The organism is Bacillus sp. 275, from assembly GCF_001999205.1.
Lineage (GTDB): Bacteria > Bacillota > Bacilli > Bacillales > Bacillaceae > Bacillus > Bacillus velezensis.
Genome location: NZ_CP019626.1, coordinates 4,014,781 through 4,034,792 on the forward strand (window position 1 = coordinate 4,014,781; position 20,012 = coordinate 4,034,792).

Annotated in this window: 13 protein-coding genes; 9 read left to right on the top strand and 4 right to left on the bottom strand. The window is 46.0% G+C overall.

Translation table 11 applies throughout. The annotated features are described in order from the left end of the window. Window positions 1-7 precede the first annotated feature (7 nt). The 5 genes from BZ167_RS19920 (at window position 8) to BZ167_RS19940 (ending at window position 3,358) form a co-directional block, all read left to right on the top strand. Entirely contained in the window at window positions 8-1,285 is a 1,278-nt protein-coding gene (locus tag BZ167_RS19920; protein ID WP_039251305.1) for a phage baseplate upper protein, read from the top strand. Continuing rightward, window positions 1,282-1,644 carry a YomQ N-terminal domain-containing protein gene (locus tag BZ167_RS19925; protein WP_039251306.1) on the top strand — a complete coding sequence of 121 codons (363 nt, stop codon included), beginning with the start codon at window positions 1,282-1,284 and terminating at the stop codon, window positions 1,642-1,644. Before BZ167_RS19920 ends, BZ167_RS19925 begins: the two co-directional genes overlap by 4 nt. Beyond that, window positions 1,641-1,829, top strand: a complete 189-nt coding sequence (locus BZ167_RS19930; protein WP_039251307.1) for an XkdX family protein — start codon at window positions 1,641-1,643, stop codon at window positions 1,827-1,829. The genes BZ167_RS19925 and BZ167_RS19930 overlap by 4 nt, the downstream gene beginning before the upstream one ends. Before the next feature lie 71 nt (window positions 1,830-1,900). Beyond that, on the top strand, window positions 1,901-2,302 hold the full coding sequence (locus BZ167_RS19935) for a phage holin family protein (RefSeq protein ID WP_430491418.1): 402 nt from the start codon (window positions 1,901-1,903) through the stop codon (window positions 2,300-2,302). A 42-nt stretch (window positions 2,303-2,344) separates the two neighbouring features. Continuing rightward, window positions 2,345-3,358 carry an N-acetylmuramoyl-L-alanine amidase gene (locus tag BZ167_RS19940; RefSeq protein ID WP_039251309.1) on the top strand — a complete coding sequence of 338 codons (1,014 nt, stop codon included), beginning with the start codon at window positions 2,345-2,347 and terminating at the stop codon, window positions 3,356-3,358. 44 nt (window positions 3,359-3,402) lie between these two features. On the opposite strand, the gene BZ167_RS19945 is transcribed toward BZ167_RS19940, so the two are convergent. From BZ167_RS19945 to BZ167_RS19960, 4 genes are all read right to left on the bottom strand, one after another. Beyond that, window positions 3,403-4,146 (bottom strand): hypothetical protein, encoded by a 744-nt coding sequence (locus BZ167_RS19945; RefSeq protein WP_039251310.1) that lies wholly within the window; start codon window positions 4,144-4,146, stop codon window positions 3,403-3,405. Window positions 4,147-4,338: 192 nt separating this feature from the next. Beyond that, window positions 4,339-4,779, bottom strand: coding sequence for an SMI1/KNR4 family protein (locus BZ167_RS19950; protein ID WP_024085400.1), 441 nt, complete (start codon window positions 4,777-4,779; stop codon window positions 4,339-4,341). Between the two features lie 15 nt (window positions 4,780-4,794). Continuing rightward, entirely contained in the window at window positions 4,795-6,621 is a 1,827-nt protein-coding gene (locus tag BZ167_RS19955) for a T7SS effector LXG polymorphic toxin (protein WP_039251312.1), read from the bottom strand. A gap of 515 nt (window positions 6,622-7,136) precedes the next feature. Beyond that, window positions 7,137-7,679 carry a DL-endopeptidase inhibitor IseA gene (locus BZ167_RS19960; RefSeq protein WP_061860613.1) on the bottom strand — a complete coding sequence of 181 codons (543 nt, stop codon included), beginning with the start codon at window positions 7,677-7,679 and terminating at the stop codon, window positions 7,137-7,139. 226 nt (window positions 7,680-7,905) lie between these two features. Here BZ167_RS19960 and BZ167_RS19965 point away from each other — a divergent pair, with 226 nt between their 5' ends. The 4 genes from BZ167_RS19965 to BZ167_RS19985 all read left to right on the top strand — a co-directional run bounded on the left by BZ167_RS19965 (window position 7,906) and on the right by BZ167_RS19985 (window position 20,010). Next, window positions 7,906-9,294, top strand: a complete 1,389-nt coding sequence (locus BZ167_RS19965; protein WP_064115578.1) for an MATE family efflux transporter — start codon at window positions 7,906-7,908, stop codon at window positions 9,292-9,294. A 115-nt stretch (window positions 9,295-9,409) separates the two neighbouring features. Next, complete coding sequence (locus BZ167_RS19970; RefSeq protein ID WP_061861482.1) at window positions 9,410-10,378, top strand: aldose 1-epimerase; 969 nt, start codon at window positions 9,410-9,412, stop codon at window positions 10,376-10,378. Window positions 10,379-10,396: 18 nt separating this feature from the next. After that, window positions 10,397-11,872 carry a D-alanyl-D-alanine carboxypeptidase/D-alanyl-D-alanine endopeptidase gene (gene dacB, locus BZ167_RS19975; protein ID WP_061860611.1) on the top strand — a complete coding sequence of 492 codons (1,476 nt, stop codon included), beginning with the start codon at window positions 10,397-10,399 and terminating at the stop codon, window positions 11,870-11,872. Between the two features lie 479 nt (window positions 11,873-12,351). Next, complete coding sequence (locus BZ167_RS19985; protein WP_077392200.1) at window positions 12,352-20,010, top strand: non-ribosomal peptide synthetase; 7,659 nt, start codon at window positions 12,352-12,354, stop codon at window positions 20,008-20,010. Window positions 20,011-20,012 lie beyond the last annotated feature (2 nt).

The following is a 20,012-nucleotide window of genomic DNA, read 5'->3' on the forward strand; positions in this document are numbered from 1 at the left end:
AACGACGATGTATAAAACGGGCAGCGTGCCGATCAACATTAATACAAATCCAATCAATGGCCGGAGTACAAATATACAATTTATGACGCAGGACACTGGCAGCGCAAAGCTGTTTTTTTCTTTTATAAAGGATGGTGTACCGTTGCCTCTGTCAGCCGTAGACGCAAAAATCGTTCTCCTGTATGATGATGGATCGTTTTATAAAAAGAGCCTTACCATCACTGACAAGATAAATGGCACGGCGGAATATGTGTTGTCGAATGCAGAACTCAAGCATTACGGGACGGTTAAGGCTGAAATCAAACTATATTACACGAACGGGCAAGCGCTGGCGACTTCTTTTTTTACTTTCTCTATCGCCAAAACGTTAGAGGATCAGAACATCATCCCAACAGCTGACTATTACATTGACGATTTTGAAACGCTGAAAGACGGGATAAAACACATCGTCGAAGAAATCAGCCAGACTGTCGAGGAATTGAGAAAGAAATTTGCTGACCTGGAATCCATTGAAACGAAAGAGGGCGCGCAGCAAAAGGCGGATGCTGCAGAGGAAAACGCCAAGTCTTACACAAACGAACATGCAAAAGATAACGTGAAACACATCACGGCTGCCGAGAGAAAAGAGTGGAATGCCAAGGAAACCCCTTCCGGCGCGCAGGATAAAATAAACGCCCATGCGAACGATGCAGATATGCATGTTTCTGCAACAGATCGGAAGTCTTGGGACGCCAAGGAAACCCCTTCCGGCGCTCAAGATAAAGTAAACAAGCATGCAAATAATGAAGACATTCACGTTAACAAACCTTTTAAAGATACATTGGAAGAGTTATCAAAGCTGTTCACAGCAGATTTTAAAGAAAAACTGGAAGAGTTATTACAACAGTTCACTGCCCATAGTTATAATCAAATTCGGCACATCTCTGCAGCTGAACGGAAGACATGGAACGGAGCCGCCACCTATGCTAACATCATGCTGAAGAACGGAGCCGCCGCAGGGACACGAACGCCTATATACGCAAAATGGGGGCCTCTTATCTTATTAAGGGGGCATGTTAGAACTGAACCAGAAATCATATTCGGCTCCATCCCCGAGGAATACGCACCAGCTGGCGGTGGCGTTTATACACTTCCGTTAAGTGGTACAGGTGGCACGGCCAATTTAATCATTTATGATAATGGGGATTTAAAAATAAAATACCCGGACCCGGCGGACTCAAGTAAGATGGGCGGAGGCTATTATCTGGATGTGGTCGTGGGCTTTCAGGAAGGAGGGACAGCATGATTCAGGTTTATGAATACGATGAAAATTTCATTTTGACCAAACCCGTTCAGATTGAGCCTGATGAAGAAGGTAACTATACAATCCCTGAGAATTGTACAACCGTCCAGCCTCCGTCTTTCATAAAGGCGATGTATCATCCGGCTGAGAAGACATGGACGGAGGCGGCCACCCAGGAAGAGAAAAAAGCCTTGGAAAAGCAAATTGAAAGCGGGCGGGTACCTTCTCCCGTTGATGAGTTGAAAGCTCAGAACGCGGCCATTACAACGCAGCTTGCAGAAGCTCAAAGTCTGGCCGAGTCACAAGCGCAAATGATAGCCAATCTTTATCTGATACTAGCGGAGGGAGGGAAAGGAGAATGATGGATTGGTTTACAAGCGTTAAAACAATCTATGGATGGGGGCCGCAGTATTACAGTAATGAAGACGTGGCCCGTTTTGTTGAGTGGGGGAGAATTACAGAAGATGAATACAATAAAATAACCGGCTTGACCTATCCGATGACAAAACAGCCTGTCAGTGTGGATTTAGGCGGCGCCGCAAACTGATCGACACCCCAGAGGTGTTTTTATTTTGCCTCGAAGGAGGTGATTAATAATTGGAGGGAATATACGTGTGGATGAATTTTGAGAGCTTACAGATCGCAAGAACATATCTTTTCGGGGAGGTGAAATACCTTGATTTACTTTTGATCCTCAGCATCTTGGATGTTATCACCGGCATTATTAAAGCGTGGAAAATGAAGCAGCTCCGGAGCCGCAGCGCGTGGTTTGGGTATGTTCGAAAGATGCTGAGTTTTATGGTGGTCATTGTCGCCAACATTATTGATACGATAACAAATTTGAACGGTGTTCTGACCTTTGGAACCGTTCTTTTTTATATTGCAAATGAGGGCCTATCCATCACGGAGAATTTGGCGCAGATCGGTGTTAAAATTCCGGCCGTCATCACTGACCGGCTTCACGTGATTGAAAGCGACAACGATCAGAAAACAGAAAAAGAGGAAAAAGCTGCTGAGTAAATTCAGCGGCTTATTTTATTACTCAAAAGGAGACGATGAAACATGGTGAAAATCACTAAAGACTTTATTCCAACGGGGCACAATAACAGACCGGGATACGCAATGAACCCGGCATACATCACAGTTCATAACACGGCAAACACGGCACAAGGGGCAAGCGCAGCCATGCACGCCCGTTATGAGAAAAATCCGGAAACACCCACCAGCTGGCACTTTACGGTAGACGACAAAGAGATTTATCAGCATCTGCCATTGAATGAAAACGGATGGCACGCGGGAGACGGAAACCGCGGAACTGGCAACCGGAAATCTATCGGCATTGAAATTTGCGAGAATAGCGATGGGGATTTTGAGAAAGCCGTGGCAAATGCTCAATGGCTGATCAAAAAGCTCATGAAGGAGCAGGGCATTTCCTTTGCAAACGTGGTCCCTCACCAGCACTGGTCCGGCAAGTATTGTCCACGCAAGCTGCTTGATCGATGGGACTCCTTTAAAGCATGTATCAGCGGCGCCCCGTCTAAAACGGTAAATTCTCCTGTTGATAAAACAAAAGAATCTTATATTAAAAATACAGTTGTTGCTGACAGCCTTAATGTGAGAACTCAACGCAATGCCAACTCGTCTATTGTGCTTGCTCTTCCTAAAGGTTCGACTGTCCAATATAAAAAAGGATCGACTCAAAATGGTTGGGGTTACATTAAATATACCAATTCTAAAGGAGCCACATACAGCGGTTACGTTAACGTAAGATATATCAAGAGTGATGCAGAGTTAGGGAAAACCTCTTCAAAATCTGCTCCTGCTAAACCTTCAAACAAGACTAGCGGGGGTATTAAGTCTGTAGGCAAAATTAAAATTGTTGGTGTTAAAAGTGCAGCCATTATTATGGACAAACCAGACCGTAAAAATGCCAAGAATGTGGATACGATTGGTCTCGGCAAGACAATTAACATCTCAGGTTCTGTTAAAGGTTCAAACAACTCTAAAGGCTATTGGGAAGTCATCCACGACGGCAAACGGCGGTATGTGTCTGGACAATATGGGGAAATGGTTTAAGTAAAACGCTTTTGAAATAATGAAAAAGCCCCCAAAAGGGGCTTTTATTTTGGTTCAATATTTATAATTAACGACATTTGAGGAATTTTAGCTAGTGTAACAAGATAGTCACCATCAAATACCTCAAGTGTATTTTGCTCGCTTTTTAGAAGGTCGTTTACATGCTTAATATCAATTCCTAAAGCATGAAAAACCGTAAGTGTATTAACCAGGCCTATTTGAGAAGCCATATTATCTGAACCAGAAGTGGATAAATGTAAACGGTAGAATTTATGATTCTTGTCATACCATGCTTCCAAAGTGAAAGTTCCACCGGAGTTATCAGTTTCTGTTTTCAGTTCTCTGGTGTAAATTGTACCATCTTTGGCTTCGGTAAGTTCAAAGTCTCCGATATTATCTTTATTAATACGATTGAGACCAGAGGATTCAATATCTTCATCACTTTCAATATCTCGAGTCGCTTCATTGAAAGACTGTACAAATTCTTCAGGACTGAAGTTAAATTCTTTTTGGTTATCTTCAACACTCCGGACGTCAGAGTCTTCCTCGTCTTCAGAATACATTGGCTCCTCTTCTGTACTTTCTGTGGCAGCAGTGACATCCTCAGTTTTGGTTTCGTGAGACTCTCGATTCAACGCACCCATAATGAAAAAAAGAGATAAAGCCAAAACAAGGCTTATTGGAGCTATTTGTTTACCTATTTTCTTAGTTTTTTCAAAGAAGATAAAAATCAATGCTGTAATAAAGACAAAGGTTGCTAATGTTGCAACAATACCAAGAATAATCATATGATCCCCCTCTTATTTTAAAACGAACGTTTACATTTTAAAGCAAAGGAGGATTCATTTCTATGCTTTGTAAAGGATTTGATAATGATTGGAATTGCGAACCGAAGACAAAAGCAATACTGGAAATATTATCGAAATAACAAAAAACCCTTCTCAAAAGGGAAGGGCTTTGTTTATATGGACTTTTTGTTTCTATTCTTCGTAGAGCTTATCTACCAATTCCGTAAACGAATTACATATATGACTCAGAGCACCCTCTGGATTTTCAAATGCAATTTCATGATCCCAAAAAACAAGAGGGGGATTACTATGATTCTTTCTAAAATCGAAACAGATCTCATTACCAAACACATCATCCGCAATAGGAATTACTTTATCAGGCATTCTGCCGTCTCGATAACGATTAGAAACGTTAATTATGTATGACTCACTATCCTCATGAAAACTATGTAAGTATCCGAAAGCAATCCCTTTTCTTCCTTCAAAATCAAAAGTCTCAGGAGTTGGTGTTGCGCCAGAATAACTTTTGACATATTCTAAGTAATCTTTTGGGAACTTTACTTGTAGCGTATTTTCTACTTCTTGAATTTCTTCGTTACTGATAGGATGTTCTCCGAAATCCCATTCAACCATGTTATTACTCTCCTTTTATCTGTATTCGGAACCTCCGCCCCAGATGTTTCTTCCACCAGTGTGACCTGTTTTACCATGTATATCTGAATCAACTAGCTGCATTATACCTTCATTTTGATGATGATGCCACGTAAACCCTTTTGGTTTTTTCCCTTTTAAAATTTGCTTCAACTGCATTTCTGTAAAGTGATTTTTCAACTCGGGATTTTTGTTGATTTCTTGCAACAGGAGTTCGGTTGCTTTTTTAAACTGTACAGTATCTTTTTCAAGATATAATGACTTATCAATTTTCACTTCTGCAACGGGCTCAAATATTGGAAAACCATTTTTATCATAGGGTATACCTGTTATAGGATGCACATCATTTTTTAAATGACCATTTTTTAAGTTAGTTGTTACTGTATTTCCAAAGGCATCTTTATGTGTGAACGGCGCGGCCTGTGTCAGCATATCTTGCTTTTTTTGAATTTCTTTCTTTAAAAGCGGGGTGTTTTTTACATTATGGGTGTTTTCAATATCTTTTGCTATTCCAACAAGGGCAGGTTCGTTTTTATTTTTCAATAAAGAGTTGATATAGTCTGTTCCGTTCTTTATTCCTGTGTGTACATGGCTTGCAGCGCCAGGCTCCAATAATTTTCCCACCTTGGAGAAGCCTGTTTTTGCGAGTTTGTTTGATACTTTAACCGTCGAGCCCACACCTTTCAGGCCGACAAGGCTGCCCACCGCATAGGAGACATAGTGCGCTCTAGAGTACGTATCACCATTCACCATTTGATCATTCCACGAATCGGCTAGGTTTGTCCATATGATTTTTGCGTAAGACGGAGTATTCAATACGGTAGAAATCGTTTTAACAACCTTTTGTTCATCAGAGAGCTGATAAAAGTCCCAGGCGCCGACAGCGAGGTCTTTCAGACCTAACACAGTATCTTTCCCAACATCATAAAGGCCGACTGCAACCCCTTTGAAACCGTCTGTGAGTTCTTGCGTGTTTTCAATTTGAGTGAAATAACGCTGCTGTTCTTTTGTCAGGTTTTCATAGCCGATTGTTTTAGCCATTGAGTAGAACTCATCGGCATTCGCATAGTCGAAATTGTTTAGCCTTTCTTTTAGTTTTTCAACCTCACGTTCTCTTGCTTCTTCTTTCTTAATCGTAAGGTAAGCATCCGAATGCCTAGCAATCTCGCCTTTTTTCTTATGGATGTCGCTTTCACGGTACGCCTTGGCATTGTAATGAAGCGGAGTTGCGCTTTTTCCTTTGCCCGTGGCGTTTTGAAGCTGCTGGAAGTCAGCTTGGATGAACTGTTCGTTCGCTTCGGTTTCTGCGTATTCTTTCGTTAGATCGTGATCAAGCTTGCCGAGCTTATGTATGGTTTCGCTTCTTTTTTTGTCAGCTGAAGAGAGCTTCTGATCCATGTTTTCGGTTGAAAACAGATCAAGCGAGATGATGTCTTCGATCTCTCCGAGGATGGAGCGCATGTCCTTTTTCTGCTCTTCCATAATCGCCTTTGATTTACTGAGGGCATGGGTGAGCTCGTGCTCGAGAAAAGATTCTTCTACATGAGATTCGGAAAGGCCTGCGTCTTCGACTTTGCCGGGAAGGCTTGTGAGAAATGCGATTTTCATATCGATCAGATCAAGCCAGCTGTCTGTGACGCCGGCGTGGTCCTGGAAAAAGGCTTTGATGTTATCTGCGCCCCGGCCAGAGAAATCGCCGTCACCGAGATCAGCCATGCCTTGAAATGCTTTTTTCAGGTTAACCATCTGGCCGCGGAGTTCTTTATATTCGTTTGCGCGTTGTTTAGCGGCAGAAAGCAGGGTGGTTGCTTCAAAGATTTTCATGCTCATATCCTTTCGCGATAAAATGTTATTCAAAATTTTACCACGTTGAAACTCGGAGTAAAATGAATATCTTTAAGAATTCGAAATTTACACAGATAAAAACACTTAAAATATTTTTCACAAATTTAGCACAAGTATTGTTTAAAAAGCTTATATATCAACGAATATAGAGGTATATTGTACGTTCTCCTAGAGCGTTTTTGTATGAGATAGGCGCAGCTTAATAATGTCGGTAAAACAGAAACCCCCTTGTTATACAAGGGGGTTTTGAGTTGAATATTTTGTGAAAACCTGGTGGAAATTTATGTTTTGCACAAATTTTGCACATTGCTATGCAAGTGTTTTTGCGGCCGTGTTGTTTTTTAAAAAAAATCAAGGATATTCGATTATCTTCTTCACAGAGTTCCTCCCATAAGCTGTTTCTTCTTAACCGTCAACTGCTTCTGAAAAACAGCCTTCCGTTATAATATGCCAGCATATCATTGAAAAAAGCCCGCTGTAAGCGGGCTTTTTCCTTATATGACAGCATCAAATTGATTGACTTTCCAAACGTTGTTTTCTTTTACGAATGTTACATCGCGTTTTGCTGACGGAGAACCGTCAAGAGTCGGTACAGTGAAGCGGTATGTTTGGATGCTTCCTTTTTTAGAAAGAAGGGTCATTTTTGCTTTTTTCCAATTCAGGAGGTTATCTCCGTCGCCGACCGGAACAGCCAATTTGCCGTCTTTTACAGCGAAGTGGTAATCTTTGAGCCCTTTGTCAATCGCTTGCTTTGTAAAAGCGGGTGTCAGATATTTTACGGCTTTCGCTTTTGTTCCGAGGTCTTTGCACATAAATACATATTGCAGATTTTGATATTCAAACGGTTCAGATGTGCAATTTGCGTTTGATTTAAGCGCACCGCCGCTCATTGTGTTCCAGAAATGTTCTCTCGCTGAAAGGGCCAGCTGAAGTGCTTGTTTTTGTGTAAGGTCATTAGGTGCATTTTTTGCGGTCGCCGCAGTGCCCAATGACAGAATCAATGTAATAGTAGTGAGGAATAATAGCCATTTTTTCATGATATAATCTCTCCTTATCAATCTCTTTCTCTTATGTTACAAATGTTACAATAATTACGGTAAGATTACAATACCTTTTCAGAAATATTTTCCGGACTTTTTATTTTTATGGTTTATTTCCATGTAAGACGCGAGAAAAAGATAAAGAGTTTCATTGAACAAAAGGTTTTTACAAGCTGTCTGCTGAATAATAAAATGGAAGAAAATCAAAAAAGGAGTCCTACATATGGAAGTACAAGATCATTTAGAAACAGCGGAAGGCCGCGGCCAGTCAGTCTGGCGATCGATGTCACTGTTTTTAGTGCCGCTGCTTTTAAGCAATGTATTGCAATCTGTCGGCCAATTGGTCGGAATGGTATTTGTCGGAAGGTGGCTCGGAGTCGATGCGCTTGCCGCCGTATCGTCTTTTTTTCCGCTGTTTTTTCTGCTGATCTCCTTTACGATCGGAATCGGTTCGGGAAGCTCCATTCTGATCGGGCAGGCTTACGGCGCGAAAAACGAAGAGAGGATGAAGGCGATTGTCGGCACTACACTGACTTTTACCTTTATGCTCGGTGTTGTCCTGGCAGTTGTCGGCAGTGTGTTTACGCTTGATATTCTGCGGTTGATGGGAACGCCGGAAAACGTAATAGATGTCAGTGTCCGATATGCGCGCATTTTGTTTTGCGCAATGCCGCTGATGTTTTTATATTTTGCGTATACGACATTTTTACGCGGAACGGGAGATTCAAAGACCCCGTTTTATACGTTAATCGTCAGTACAGTCATAAACATCGGGCTCTTGCCCTTATTGATTCTCGGGCTTTTCGGACTTCCGAAGTTCGGCATTTACGGTTCGGCGTATGCAACCGTGATTTCAAACATCGTGACATTTATCGTACTCATGGTTTATTTGCGGAAAAGGAAACATCCATTGGCATTTGACCGGACTGCGCTCCGTTCTCTTATAATGGACAAAAAGCTGCTCGCGCTTTTACTTCGTCTCGGTATTCCGTCGAGCATCAATATGATTCTCGTGTCACTTTCTGAAATTGCGGTCATTTCATTTGTCAATCATTACGGATCAAACGCGACGGCTGCTTACGGGGTCGTCAACCAAGTGGCGAGTTATGTGCAGATGCCGGCGGTAAGCCTTGGTATCGCCGTTTCCATTTTTGCCGCCCAATCCATTGGCGCCAATCAATTCGGCCGGCTGAAACAGGTCATCAAAGTCGGCATCGGCCTGAATTATTTGATCGGCGGGGTTTTGATTGTGCTGATTTACACCTTCTCCCGGCAGATACTTGCTTTGTTTTTAACAGATCAGGACACACTCCACATTGCCCGCAATCTGATTATGATTACCCTTTGGAGCTATTTGATTTTCGGTCACGCTCAGATCGTTTCAGCGACGATGCGGGCGAGCGGTACGGTGTTATGGCCGACGATTATCAGCATTTTTGCGATTTGGGGAATTGAAGTGCCTGTGGCCTTTATTCTTTCTCATTATACGAATCTCGGCATTCTCGGCATTTGGGTCGGTTATCCGGCGGCTTTTGTCGTCAGCCTGCTGCTGCAATACGGATATTACCGGTTTGTATGGAAGAAAAAACAGATTACCCGGCTGATTCAATAAGGTTTTACCGCACATCGCTCAGTTCATACGGGCGATGTTTTTTTTAGAGAAGGAAAATGAGTTTAGAAAATGGAATTCCTATACATGCTAGAAAACAAGGAAAGGGCAGGTGCTTATGACGATTGAACATACGACTTATTTAGGGGCTTCAGCCATAAAAGCGGAGACTGATCAGGCTGAATGCATCATTGTGCCGGAGTGGGGATCAAATGTCATATCGCTTCGGGATAAAAGAACCGGTATGCGGCTTCTGAGAGAACCGGAAACTGCGAAGCAATTCCGCGCAAAACCGATGCTGTACGGCATTCCCGTTTTATTCCCGCCGAACCGGATTACGGATGGGACGTTTCGTTTTGACGGCCGTGCGTATCAATTTGAGATAAACGAAGAGGATAAACATAATCATATTCACGGCTTTCTTCACAATCAGCATTGGAAAGCGGCGGCAGCGAAAGAAGAGGGGGATGGAATGACAGTCGAAACAGAAATTGATCTTTCAAAGATTCCCCGTGTTCATAAACAATTTCCGCACGATGTCATTGTCCGGATGACCTATACTTTAAAAGACAATGTGTTTACGCAGCGGGCGCTGATTATGAATAAGGGAACGGAGGCTTTTCCTTGGGGGCTCGGCTATCATTCAACTTTTGTTTTCAATGAAGAGCGATCCCGTCTATTTTTGACGGCTGACCGCATGTGGGAATTAAATGAACGTTTCGTGCCGACGGGCCGTTTATTGGATGTGCCTGATAAAGAAGCGTTCCGTCAGGGGATGTCTTTGAAAAATAAACAGTTTGACGATGTTTTTCTTTCTTCCGGACGGAATGGCGGCAATAACGAAGCTGTTATTTATCATCCGGATGAGCAATTATCCGTTTTGTATCAAGCAGACACGTCTTTCAAGCATTGGGTGGTATATAACGGTGACGGAAAGCAAGGGTTTGTCAGTCTTGAGCCTTATACTTCCGTTACAGATGCATTTAATCTGAATCAGCCTGCATCACTGACAGGGCTTCAGATTCTGAAACCGGGCGAAGAAGCGGCTGCGTCATCCAGGATCACCATTTTGCATGACGAAGAATAGGAAAGAGGCGGGATAACATTGAAAACATATGTGAAACGCTTGAGCGCGGTGATTCTGCTTTTGGTCATTGCCGCAGTTCCTTATATTGATGAGGCGGCTAAGGCGGCTGAACAAAAAAATACTTTGCAAAAAGAGCTGGAACACATTCTGGATGAAGAACCTGCTTTAAAGGGAGTTTCAGCGGGCGTCAGTGTCCGGTCAGCAAAAACAGGGGAGGTGCTGTTCGGCAGCCAGGAAGATATGCGGCTGAGGCCTGCATCACTGATGAAGCTGCTGACGGCATCTGCAGCGCTTTCCGTTCTCGGAGAAGATTACACCTTTAAGACAGAAGTACGGGCAGACGGCGCCGTAAAAGGAAAACAGCTGCGCGGAAACCTTTATCTCAGGGGAAAAGGTGATCCGACCCTATTGGCTTCTGATTTTGAGAAGATGGCTAAACAGGTCAAAGCCAGAGGCATCCGGGTCATTAAAGGAGATCTGGTCGGAGATGATTCGTGGTATGACGATACCAGGTATTCAGTTGATCTTCCGTGGAGCGATGAAGGCCAATATTATGGCGCGCAAGTATCAGCTCTTACCGCTTCACCAAATGAGGATTATGATACCGGAACGGTGATTGCGGAAATCAGCCCGGCGAAACAGCCCGGTAAAAAGCCGCGCATTTCGATTTCTCCCCATACGGACATCGTTCGTGTGAAAAATGAAGTGAAAACCGTCGCTTCTGATGAAAAGAAAGATTTGACGATTGAACGGGAGCACGGCGGCAATGTGATCACGATAAAGGGAACCATACCTGCCGGCTCGGCACAGGCAAGAGAATGGGCGGCAGTGTGGGATCCGTCGTCCTATGCTATAGATTTATGGAAACAAGCGCTTACTGAACAGGGTATAATTGTAAAAGGGAAAATCAGAACAGGGCGAATGCCGCACCGCACCCAGCTCGTCACATCACGGACATCCATGCCTCTTTCAGAATTATTGATCCCGTTTATGAAACTGAGCAACAACGGGCACGCCGAAATTCTGATCAAGGAAATGGGAAAAGTGAAAAAAGGGGAGGGCAGCTGGGAAAAGGGCTTGGACGTGATGAAATCGGAGCTCAAATCGTTCGGGCTTAATCCGGATGAATTGATTGCAAGAGACGGATCCGGCGTTTCTCATATTAACGGCGTATCCGCCGGCCAAATCGGAGAGCTTTTGTATGCGGTTCAGAAAGAAAAGTGGTACCCGGCTTTCCTTCGTTCGCTCCCTGTCGCCGGTGCAAGCGACAGAATGACGGGAGGAACCCTTCGGAACCGGCTGAAGAATACTCCGGCAGAAGGCAAAATTAAAGCGAAAACCGGGTCACTAACATCAGTCAGTTCGATTGCCGGCTATGCAGACACAAAAACAGGAGATACGCTTATTTTTTCCGTGCTTCAAAACGGGCTGCTTGACGAAGATGACGGAAAAGACATTGAAGACAAAATCGCAGTCGTGCTGGCAAATCAATAAGAAGGGCCGAATCCTTAGAGGATTCGGCTTTTTTTGATGTCTGTAAAACATTATATTGCGATTATGAATCAATCTTTTCAAAAAGTAATATCGGCAATAACCTTCCTTTTTTTTACATACCGCTTTCTTACATGTTCACCGATTATTCATTTTTTAACATAAAACTTCTTTTCGGGAGGAAAACCTTTTTAAAAGCGCAATTAATTATACATTTTATTCCTTATTATAGTGTTTAAGAACCAGTTTATAGTATGCATACATACCGTTTTACATGGTATAAAGATTATAGAAATGAAGAAGTGAAGTGAGGAATATATACTATATTCTAAAAAATGTTAGAGAAAATTTAATTTTTTATTGTGATTTCTAAAATATGTTTTAAAATAATGCTTATATGGATGATTAAGTCATATGCTGTCGAAATTTAATTGTAATTATTTCACTTTCTTATCCTCTTAAATTGAAGCGGAGGGATTCCATTGGAGAACACTGTTTATTCTTTAACTCACGCACAAAGAAGAGTGTGGTTTACGGAGCTGCTCGAACCGGGCACAAGTATCTGCAATCTCGCGGCATGCGTCAAATTCAGGGGGGACATCGATTTTGACGTACTGCGCCATGCTTTAGATTTTTCTATCTCGCAAAATGATTCGCTCAGATTTCAACTGACAGAAGGGGACGGATCAGAACCCCAGCTTTATCTGGCGGGGCATCGGCCGATTTCTCTAGAGACTGTTGATTTTACTCATACTGATCAGGCAGAGCGGGACGCATGGATTGACACGCAGACCCGTGTTCCGTTCAAGCTGTTTCATTCACCTCTGTATCAATTTACTCTGCTTGTAATGTCAGACGAAGAAGTTTGGCTTTATTCAAAATTTCACCATATTATCATGGACGGCATCTCGCTCAACCTGCTCGGCAACCAGCTCATTGATATCTACCAAAAGATCATGCGGAGCGAGGATTTAACTGAACACCACAGACCTTCCTATCTCAGCTACATGGAAAAAGAACAGCAATACTTACAGTCTTCCCGTTTTCAAAAAGACCGTTCATTTTGGACTGAAACATACCGAACCGTTCCGGAACACCTTTCACTGGCGGAACGAACCTCTCATCTTAGACAAAGCACTGCGGCTTCCAGAGATACAATCACTCTTTCTCACTCCTTAGAACAATCAATCCGGCTTTTTTGCAAAGAAAATAATATCAGCATCATCTCTCTGTTTATGGCTTCGTTATACATATGCATCAGCCGTCTGACGGCTAAAAAGGATATTGCCATCGGCACTTATTACGGAAACCGGGGCTCCAGGCTCGAAAAGGATATGCTCGGCATGTTCGTCAGCACACTGCCGATCAGAATGACGGCAGATCCTGATGCAGAGTTCCTGTCCTTTGTCCGCAGCGTAGGAAAAGAGCAGCTGTCTGTTATGCGGCACCAGAAATATCCTTACAATCTTTTTGTGAATGAATTAAGGCAGACTCATCATGACCTGCAAAATATCATCGGTATTTCGATGCAGTATCAGCCGCTTGAGTGGCGTAAGGCAGACGGTTTCGATTATGAAACGGCCATGTTTTTCAGCGGACATACCGCAAACGAGCTCTCCATTTTAATTAAGGAGCGGACAGATACGGGATTGATTGAGCTGAATTTTGATTACCAATCCGCTTTATTTACTGAAAAATCGATTAAACGTATTCAAACTCATTTGCTGACGATCGTTGAAAATGCCGTTAGAAATCCAGACCGGCTGATTCGGCATATTGATATGGCGGATGAAAAAGAAAAGAAACGGGTGTTATCTTCGTTTAACCGTACAGAAGCGGTTGAACCGCCGGCTCCGACGCTTCACGGGCTGTTTGCCCGTCGCGCCGCGCTTTCGCCGCATCGTCCGGCGCTCCGTTTTCCGGGCGGTATGCTGACGTACGCCGAGCTTGATCAGTACACGGACAGGCTCGCCGCTCGGCTCCGACAAAAAGGCGTCCGCAAAGAAAGCATGATCGGCGTGCTCGCTGAACGCTCGCCGGAGATGGTGGTTTCAGTGCTTGCCGTGTTAAAAGCGGGCGGCGCCTACGTGCCGCTTGACCCGGAGTATCCTGAGGACAGGCTGCGCTATATGCTCGATGACTGCGGCGCTTGTCTCCTGCTTGCACAGCCGGGGTTATCCGTTTCCGGTTTTTCCGGCGAGACGCTAGAAGTGTCTCTTTCTGCTCTGACAGGCGAGACGGAGACAGGGGCTGTCTCTGAAGAAGCGGATAGCGATTCGCTCGCTTATATCATTTATACGTCCGGTTCGACGGGAGCACCGAAGGGAGTGGCTGTTGAACACCGTCAGGCCGCCGCCTTTTTATCAGGGATGCAAGGGCAGTTTCCGTTAACGGAAGAGGATATTATCGTGCTGAAATCATCCTTTTCATTCGACGCTTCCATCTGGCAATTGTTTTGGTGGACGATGTCCGGCGCCTCCGTGTATCTGCTTCCGGCCGGCTGGGAGAAAGATCCTGTGCGGATGATTGAAGCTTTTTCTTCTGAAAAGGTGACGACCGCGCATTTTATTCCGGCGATGGTCAACAGCTTTTTAGACGCGCTGGAAACAGTGCCTGCGGAAACAAGAACACGCCTCGGCAGAACACTGACACGCGTGTTCGCCGGAGGGGAAGCTCTTTCCCCGCTTACGGCTGCCCGGTTTGCCGATCTTCTGCCGGAGACCATGCTTATTCACGGCTACGGGCCGACGGAAGCGACGGTTGATGCGGCGTTTTACGTCTGTGACCGAAAACGGGACAGCGGACGGACAAGGCTTCCGATCGGAGAACCCGTTCCGGGTGCCCGTCTGTATGTATTAGATAGCGGAGGAACCATCCAGCCTGCGGGCGTGGCAGGAGAGCTGTACATCGCAGGGACCGGCGTGGCCCGGGGCTATCTGAACCGCCCTGAGCTGACGGAGGAGCGCTTTGTCGTTGATCCGTTTTATCCGGGAGAACGCATGTATCAGACGGGCGATATCGCACGCTGGACAGAAGACGGCCTTATCGAATGGCTCGGCCGTTCAGACGGACAGGTGAAAGTCCGCGGCTACCGGATTGAACCGGGAGAGATCGAAGCGGCGATCCGGCGCATTGACGGCATTCGTGAGGCGGCAGTCACCGCCCGGACCGAACACGGCGAAACCGCGCTTTACGCCTATATTGAAGGACGGGAAAGCGATGACGTGCGGGCGGAGCTTGCGACACGCCTTCCGGCCTACATGATGCCGGCTCAGTTTATAGAGATGAGCGAATGGCCGGTCACGCCGAGCGGAAAGCTTGACCGCCGCGCGCTGCCGGCTCCCGGCGGAGCGGCAGACAGACGGGCGTACACCGCCCCGCGGAACGTCACGGAAATGAAGCTTTGCGCCCTTTGGGAAGAGGTGCTGAAAAACGGCCCCGTCGGCATCCGGGATCACTTTTTTGAGCGGGGCGGCCATTCGTTAAAAGCGACGGCTCTCGTCTCCCGCATCGCCAAAGAATTCGGTGTTCAGGTGCCGTTACAGGACATCTTCGCCCGGCCGACGGTGGAAGAGCTCGCTTCGGTCATTCAGGACTTGGAAGAGAGCCCGTATGAAGCGATTCAGCCTGCGCAAACACAGGACACCTATCCGGTGTCTTCGGCGCAGAAACGGATGTATGTGCTCCAGCAGCTTGAAGACGGCGGTGTCGGCTACAATATGCCGGCTGTGCTGGAACTGACGGGCCCGCTCGATCGCGGCCGGCTGGAGGAGACGTTCCGGCGGCTTGTGGAGCGGCATGAGTCGCTTAGAACGTCCTTTGAAACGGGGCCTGACGGCGAACCGGTGCAGCGCATCCATGACAGCGTACCGTTTCAGCTGGATGAGGCCGAGTCAGCTGACGCATTCGTCCGGCCGTTTTGTCTGGAGGAAGCGCCGCTCTTCCGTGCGGCCCTCGTGAAAGAATCGGACGAACGCCATCTTTTATTAACGGATATGCATCATATTATTTCTGACGGTGTGTCCGTCAACACCTTGATTAAAGAATTCGGCGAGCTGTACGCAGGCCGTTCGCTTGCGCCGATGCGCCTCCAATATAAAGACTATGCCGTCTGGCAGCGGTCATTTCAGGAGAAAGAAGGATATCAGAAGCAGGAAGCGTATTGGCTGAAGCGGCTTGAAGGAGAGCTTCCGGTGCTTGAGCTCCCGGCTGACAAGCCCCGTCCGGCTGTCAGAAGCTTTGCGGGCGGCAGCGTATCGTGCACGCTTGACGCTGAAACGGCATCCGGCCTTCACCGCATCGCCCGGGATCACGGCTCCACTTTGTATATGGTGCTTCTCGCCGCGTACAATACGTTACTCGCGAGATTGAGCGGGCAGGAAGACATCATCGTCGGCTCGCCGATTGCCGGGCGCCCGCACAAAGACCTTGAACCGATTCTCGGCATGTTCGTCAACACGCTGGCCATCAGAACGGAGCCGAAAGGAGACAAACGGTTTACTGATTATTTGGCGGAAGTCCGCCAAGCCGCGCTTGAAGCGTATGAGCATCAGGACTATCCGTTTGAAGAGCTTGTGGAACGGCTCGGCGTGCAGCGGGACATGAGCCGCAATCCGCTGTTTGATGCGATGTTTATTCTTCAGAATATGGAGCGAGAGGAAATAAATCTGGCCGGTCTGAAGGCGTCACGATCAGAACATACCGAACATGATGTATCAAGTTTTGACCTGACCTTATCAGCGGCTGAATCCGATGGAAACATCCGCTTTGAAATGGAATTCAGCACCGAGCTTTTTATGAAAGAAACGATTGAACGCTGGATGGGCCACTTACTGAATCTCTTGCGCCATGTTGCCGCCGAACCGGAAGTCACACTATCGAAAGCTGACATTTTGGATGAAGAAGAAAAACAAAAGTTACTGATTGAGTTTAATAACACACAAACTGAATTCATGGAAAAACACAAACTGTTTCACCAGCTGTTTGAAGAGAAAGCAGAAGAAACGCCTCATCAGACCGCTGTTATTGAAGGAACACAACAGATCAGCTATTCGCAGCTTAATGAGCGGGCAAATCGGCTTGCGCGAACATTACACAAAAATGGATTAGGTCCGGGAAAAAGAGCAGCTATATTGGCAAACCGTTCGATTGAAGCAATCGTCAGTGTTCTTGCCGTCATGAAATCGGGAGGGGCGTATATACCGGTTGACTCCCATTATCCTGAGGAACGGATTCGCTATTTATTAAAAGACAGCGCGGCATCCGTCTTGATGGTGCAGTCAGAATACAAAGAACTTGCTTCACAGCTGACGGATCACAATTTATTTCTCATTCAGCTTGATCATGAAGATCAATATGATATTTGTGCAAAGAATATACAGCCGGCAGCGTCTCCGGATGATACTGCATATATCATATATACTTCGGGAACAACGGGAACGCCGAAGGGAGTCGAAGTCAGAAATCGCAGCTTTACGCATGCAGCACTTGCATGGCGAAAAATTTATGAGCTTGATCGTAAACCAGTCAGAGTGCTGCAGATGGCGAGTTTCTCATTTGATGTATTTTCAGGGGATCTTGCACGCGCCCTGCTAAACGGGGGAACGCTTGTCATTTGTCCGGATGACGTCCGGCTTGAGTCGCAACAGCTTTATCGGCTCATTGATCAGCACCGTATCACGTTTATGGAGTCGACACCCGCGCTGATTGTTCCGTTTATGGAATATATATATCGCCGGAAGCTCGCGCTGCAAAGTGTAAATATACTGGTACTGGGTTCAGATATGATCAAGTCGCAAGATTTTTATACGCTTCATGAACGCTTCGGAAAAGAAATGCGGATCATTAACAGCTACGGTGTAACAGAAGCGACAATTGATTCTTCGTATTATGAAGCCGAAATGAGCGAAAAGCCGCGGGAAGATGATGTGCCGATCGGTGTTCCGCTTCCGAATGTACAAATGTACGTCTTAAACAAAGACAAACAGGTCCAGCCGATCGGCGTTTTCGGAGAGCTGTATATCGGGGGCGCCGGCGTCGCCAAAGGATATTGGGGACAGCCTGCGCTGACAGAGGACGCATTCAGTGACCCGTTACAAACGGGAGAAACGCTTTATAGAACCGGAGATCAGGCTTGCTGGCTGCCGGATGGTACTCTTCGTTTTCAAGGGCGGATTGATAAGCAGGTAAAAATCAGAGGCTACAGAATTGAGACGGGAGAAATTGAAAGTGTGCTTTTGAAACACGATCAAGTCAAAGAAGCGGCTGTTACCGTGATGAAAGATGCCGAAGGACAAGCCCGATTAGCGGCATACATCGTTCCTAAAGAGGCCGATATCTCATCACTTCGCCAGTCTCTTATGCAGGAGCTCCCGGCTTATATGATGCCGTCCCATATTATCGGTTTAGACAGCATGCCCCTGACACTGAACGGCAAACTTGATAAATCGGCATTGCCGGCAGAAGAGATACATTCATCACAGGCATTTGTCGCGCCCGGCGATGAAAAACAGGCGATGTTATGCCGGATTTGGGAAGATGTGCTTCATATTCAGAAAGCGGGAATTCATCACTCTTTCTTTGAGCTTGGGGGAGATTCCATTAAGGCGCTTCAAGTGTCAGCCCGACTCGCCGGAGAAGGCTGGAACATGTCGATCCGCGATTTGTTTCAGTTCCCGACGATTGCAGAACTCGCGAAGCACCTCACGCCGGCTGTTGCAACGGCTGATCAGGGGCCGATAGAAGGAAGCGCTCCGCTGACACCGATCCAGCAGAGATTTTTTGAGGAGCCGGGTGCATTTGAGCTTCATTATAACCAAGCGGTCATGCTGTGCAGTGAAGACAGCCTCGAAATAGATGCGCTGTATCAGGCGGTTTGCGCGCTGACAGAACATCATGATGCGCTGCGAATGACTTTCACTGAAAATGAGCATGGGGAAGTTGTTCAATATAACCGCGGAATCACAAAGCAGCATGAAGAAATCTTCACGCTTAACGTCATAGATCTTTCAGAAGAAACACAGCCGGAAAAACGGATAGCCGCCGAGGAAAAAGAAATACAGCAGGCTATGCGTCTTGATCAAGGGCCTCTGCTTCATCTCGGAGTGTTTCGGCAGAAGGAAGCCGACCATCTTCTTATAACGATTCATCATCTTATCGTGGACGGCGTGTCATGGAGGATATTGCTTGAAGATCTGCAGACAGCTTATCAGCAGGCGTTGGAAGGCAAACAAATCGAACTGCCGCCGAAAAGCGATTCTTATATCAAATACGCTGAAGAACTTTTTGACATTTCCAAAAGCAAAGCATTGCTGGAGGAAGCCGCATACTGGGACAGCGTGATGTCTGGTGAAACAGCGCCGCTGCCGAAAATAACTGATGAAAACGCCGGACGATTGCAGGAAAACGCGCGCACGGCATCGTGGATATTAAGCAGCGAAGTCACGAAGCAGCTGCTGTTGGAAACACAGCAGGCATACGGAACGGATGTTCATGAATTGCTTTTAACGGCGCTTGGAATGGCGCTTCATGATTGGACGGGTTCCGAACAGATGCTGATCAGCACTGAGGGGCACGGACGCCAGGGGCATATTCCTGACATTGATATGTCAAGAACGGCAGGCTGGTTTACATCTGTTTACCCGGTGCTTTTGGATATGAGAGTGCCGGGCGGCTCAGGCGAAAAAACCGCGCACCGCATAAAGACGGTAAAAGACATGATGAGACGGGTTCCTCATCACGGAACCGGCTACGGGCTGCTGAGATATTCGCGAAACATTCTTTATAAAGACCCAGAAATAAGCTTTAACTATCTCGGTGCGTTTGACGGTCTTGAAGGAACGCTGAAGATGTCACCGTTCAAGCCGCAGCATGATATAGCGGCCGGGCGCATCCGCGAGTTTGATTTGGATATTAACGCGATGGTGGCGGCCGGGCAATTGGAGGTAAAAGCCGTTTATACCGATGTATTTGCACCGGGGGCAATCGAGTTCTTCATGAATCGTTTCCATACTCACATCGAGGACACCATCGCCCACTGTTCCGGCAAAAAAGAGCGGGAAAAAACATTAACGGATTACAGCCATACAGAATTGACCGCTCAAGCACTATCAAGCATTGAAGATCTCGTAAAAGGACTTTAATT

Bases quoted from the DNA above. Each gene is read 5' to 3' on its own strand.
- BZ167_RS19955 (WP_039251312.1), bottom strand. From the start codon at position 6,621: ATGAAAATCTTTGAAGCAACCACCCTGCTTTCTGCCGCTAAACAACGC.
- BZ167_RS19950 (WP_024085400.1), bottom strand. From the start codon at position 4,779: ATGGTTGAATGGGATTTCGGAGAACATCCTATCAGTAACGAAGAAATT.
- BZ167_RS19970 (WP_061861482.1), top strand. From the start codon at position 9,410: ATGACGATTGAACATACGACTTATTTAGGGGCTTCAGCCATAAAAGCG.
- BZ167_RS19925 (WP_039251306.1), top strand. From the start codon at position 1,282: ATGATTCAGGTTTATGAATACGATGAAAATTTCATTTTGACCAAACCC.
- BZ167_RS19945 (WP_039251310.1), bottom strand. From the start codon at position 4,146: ATGATTATTCTTGGTATTGTTGCAACATTAGCAACCTTTGTCTTTATT.
- BZ167_RS19965 (WP_064115578.1), top strand. From the start codon at position 7,906: ATGGAAGTACAAGATCATTTAGAAACAGCGGAAGGCCGCGGCCAGTCA.
- BZ167_RS19940 (WP_039251309.1), top strand. From the start codon at position 2,345: ATGGTGAAAATCACTAAAGACTTTATTCCAACGGGGCACAATAACAGA.
- BZ167_RS19935 (WP_430491418.1), top strand. From the start codon at position 1,901: ATGAATTTTGAGAGCTTACAGATCGCAAGAACATATCTTTTCGGGGAG.
- BZ167_RS19930 (WP_039251307.1), top strand. From the start codon at position 1,641: ATGATGGATTGGTTTACAAGCGTTAAAACAATCTATGGATGGGGGCCG.
- BZ167_RS19960 (WP_061860613.1), bottom strand. From the start codon at position 7,679: ATGAAAAAATGGCTATTATTCCTCACTACTATTACATTGATTCTGTCA.
- BZ167_RS19920 (WP_039251305.1), top strand. From the start codon at position 8: ATGTATAAAACGGGCAGCGTGCCGATCAACATTAATACAAATCCAATC.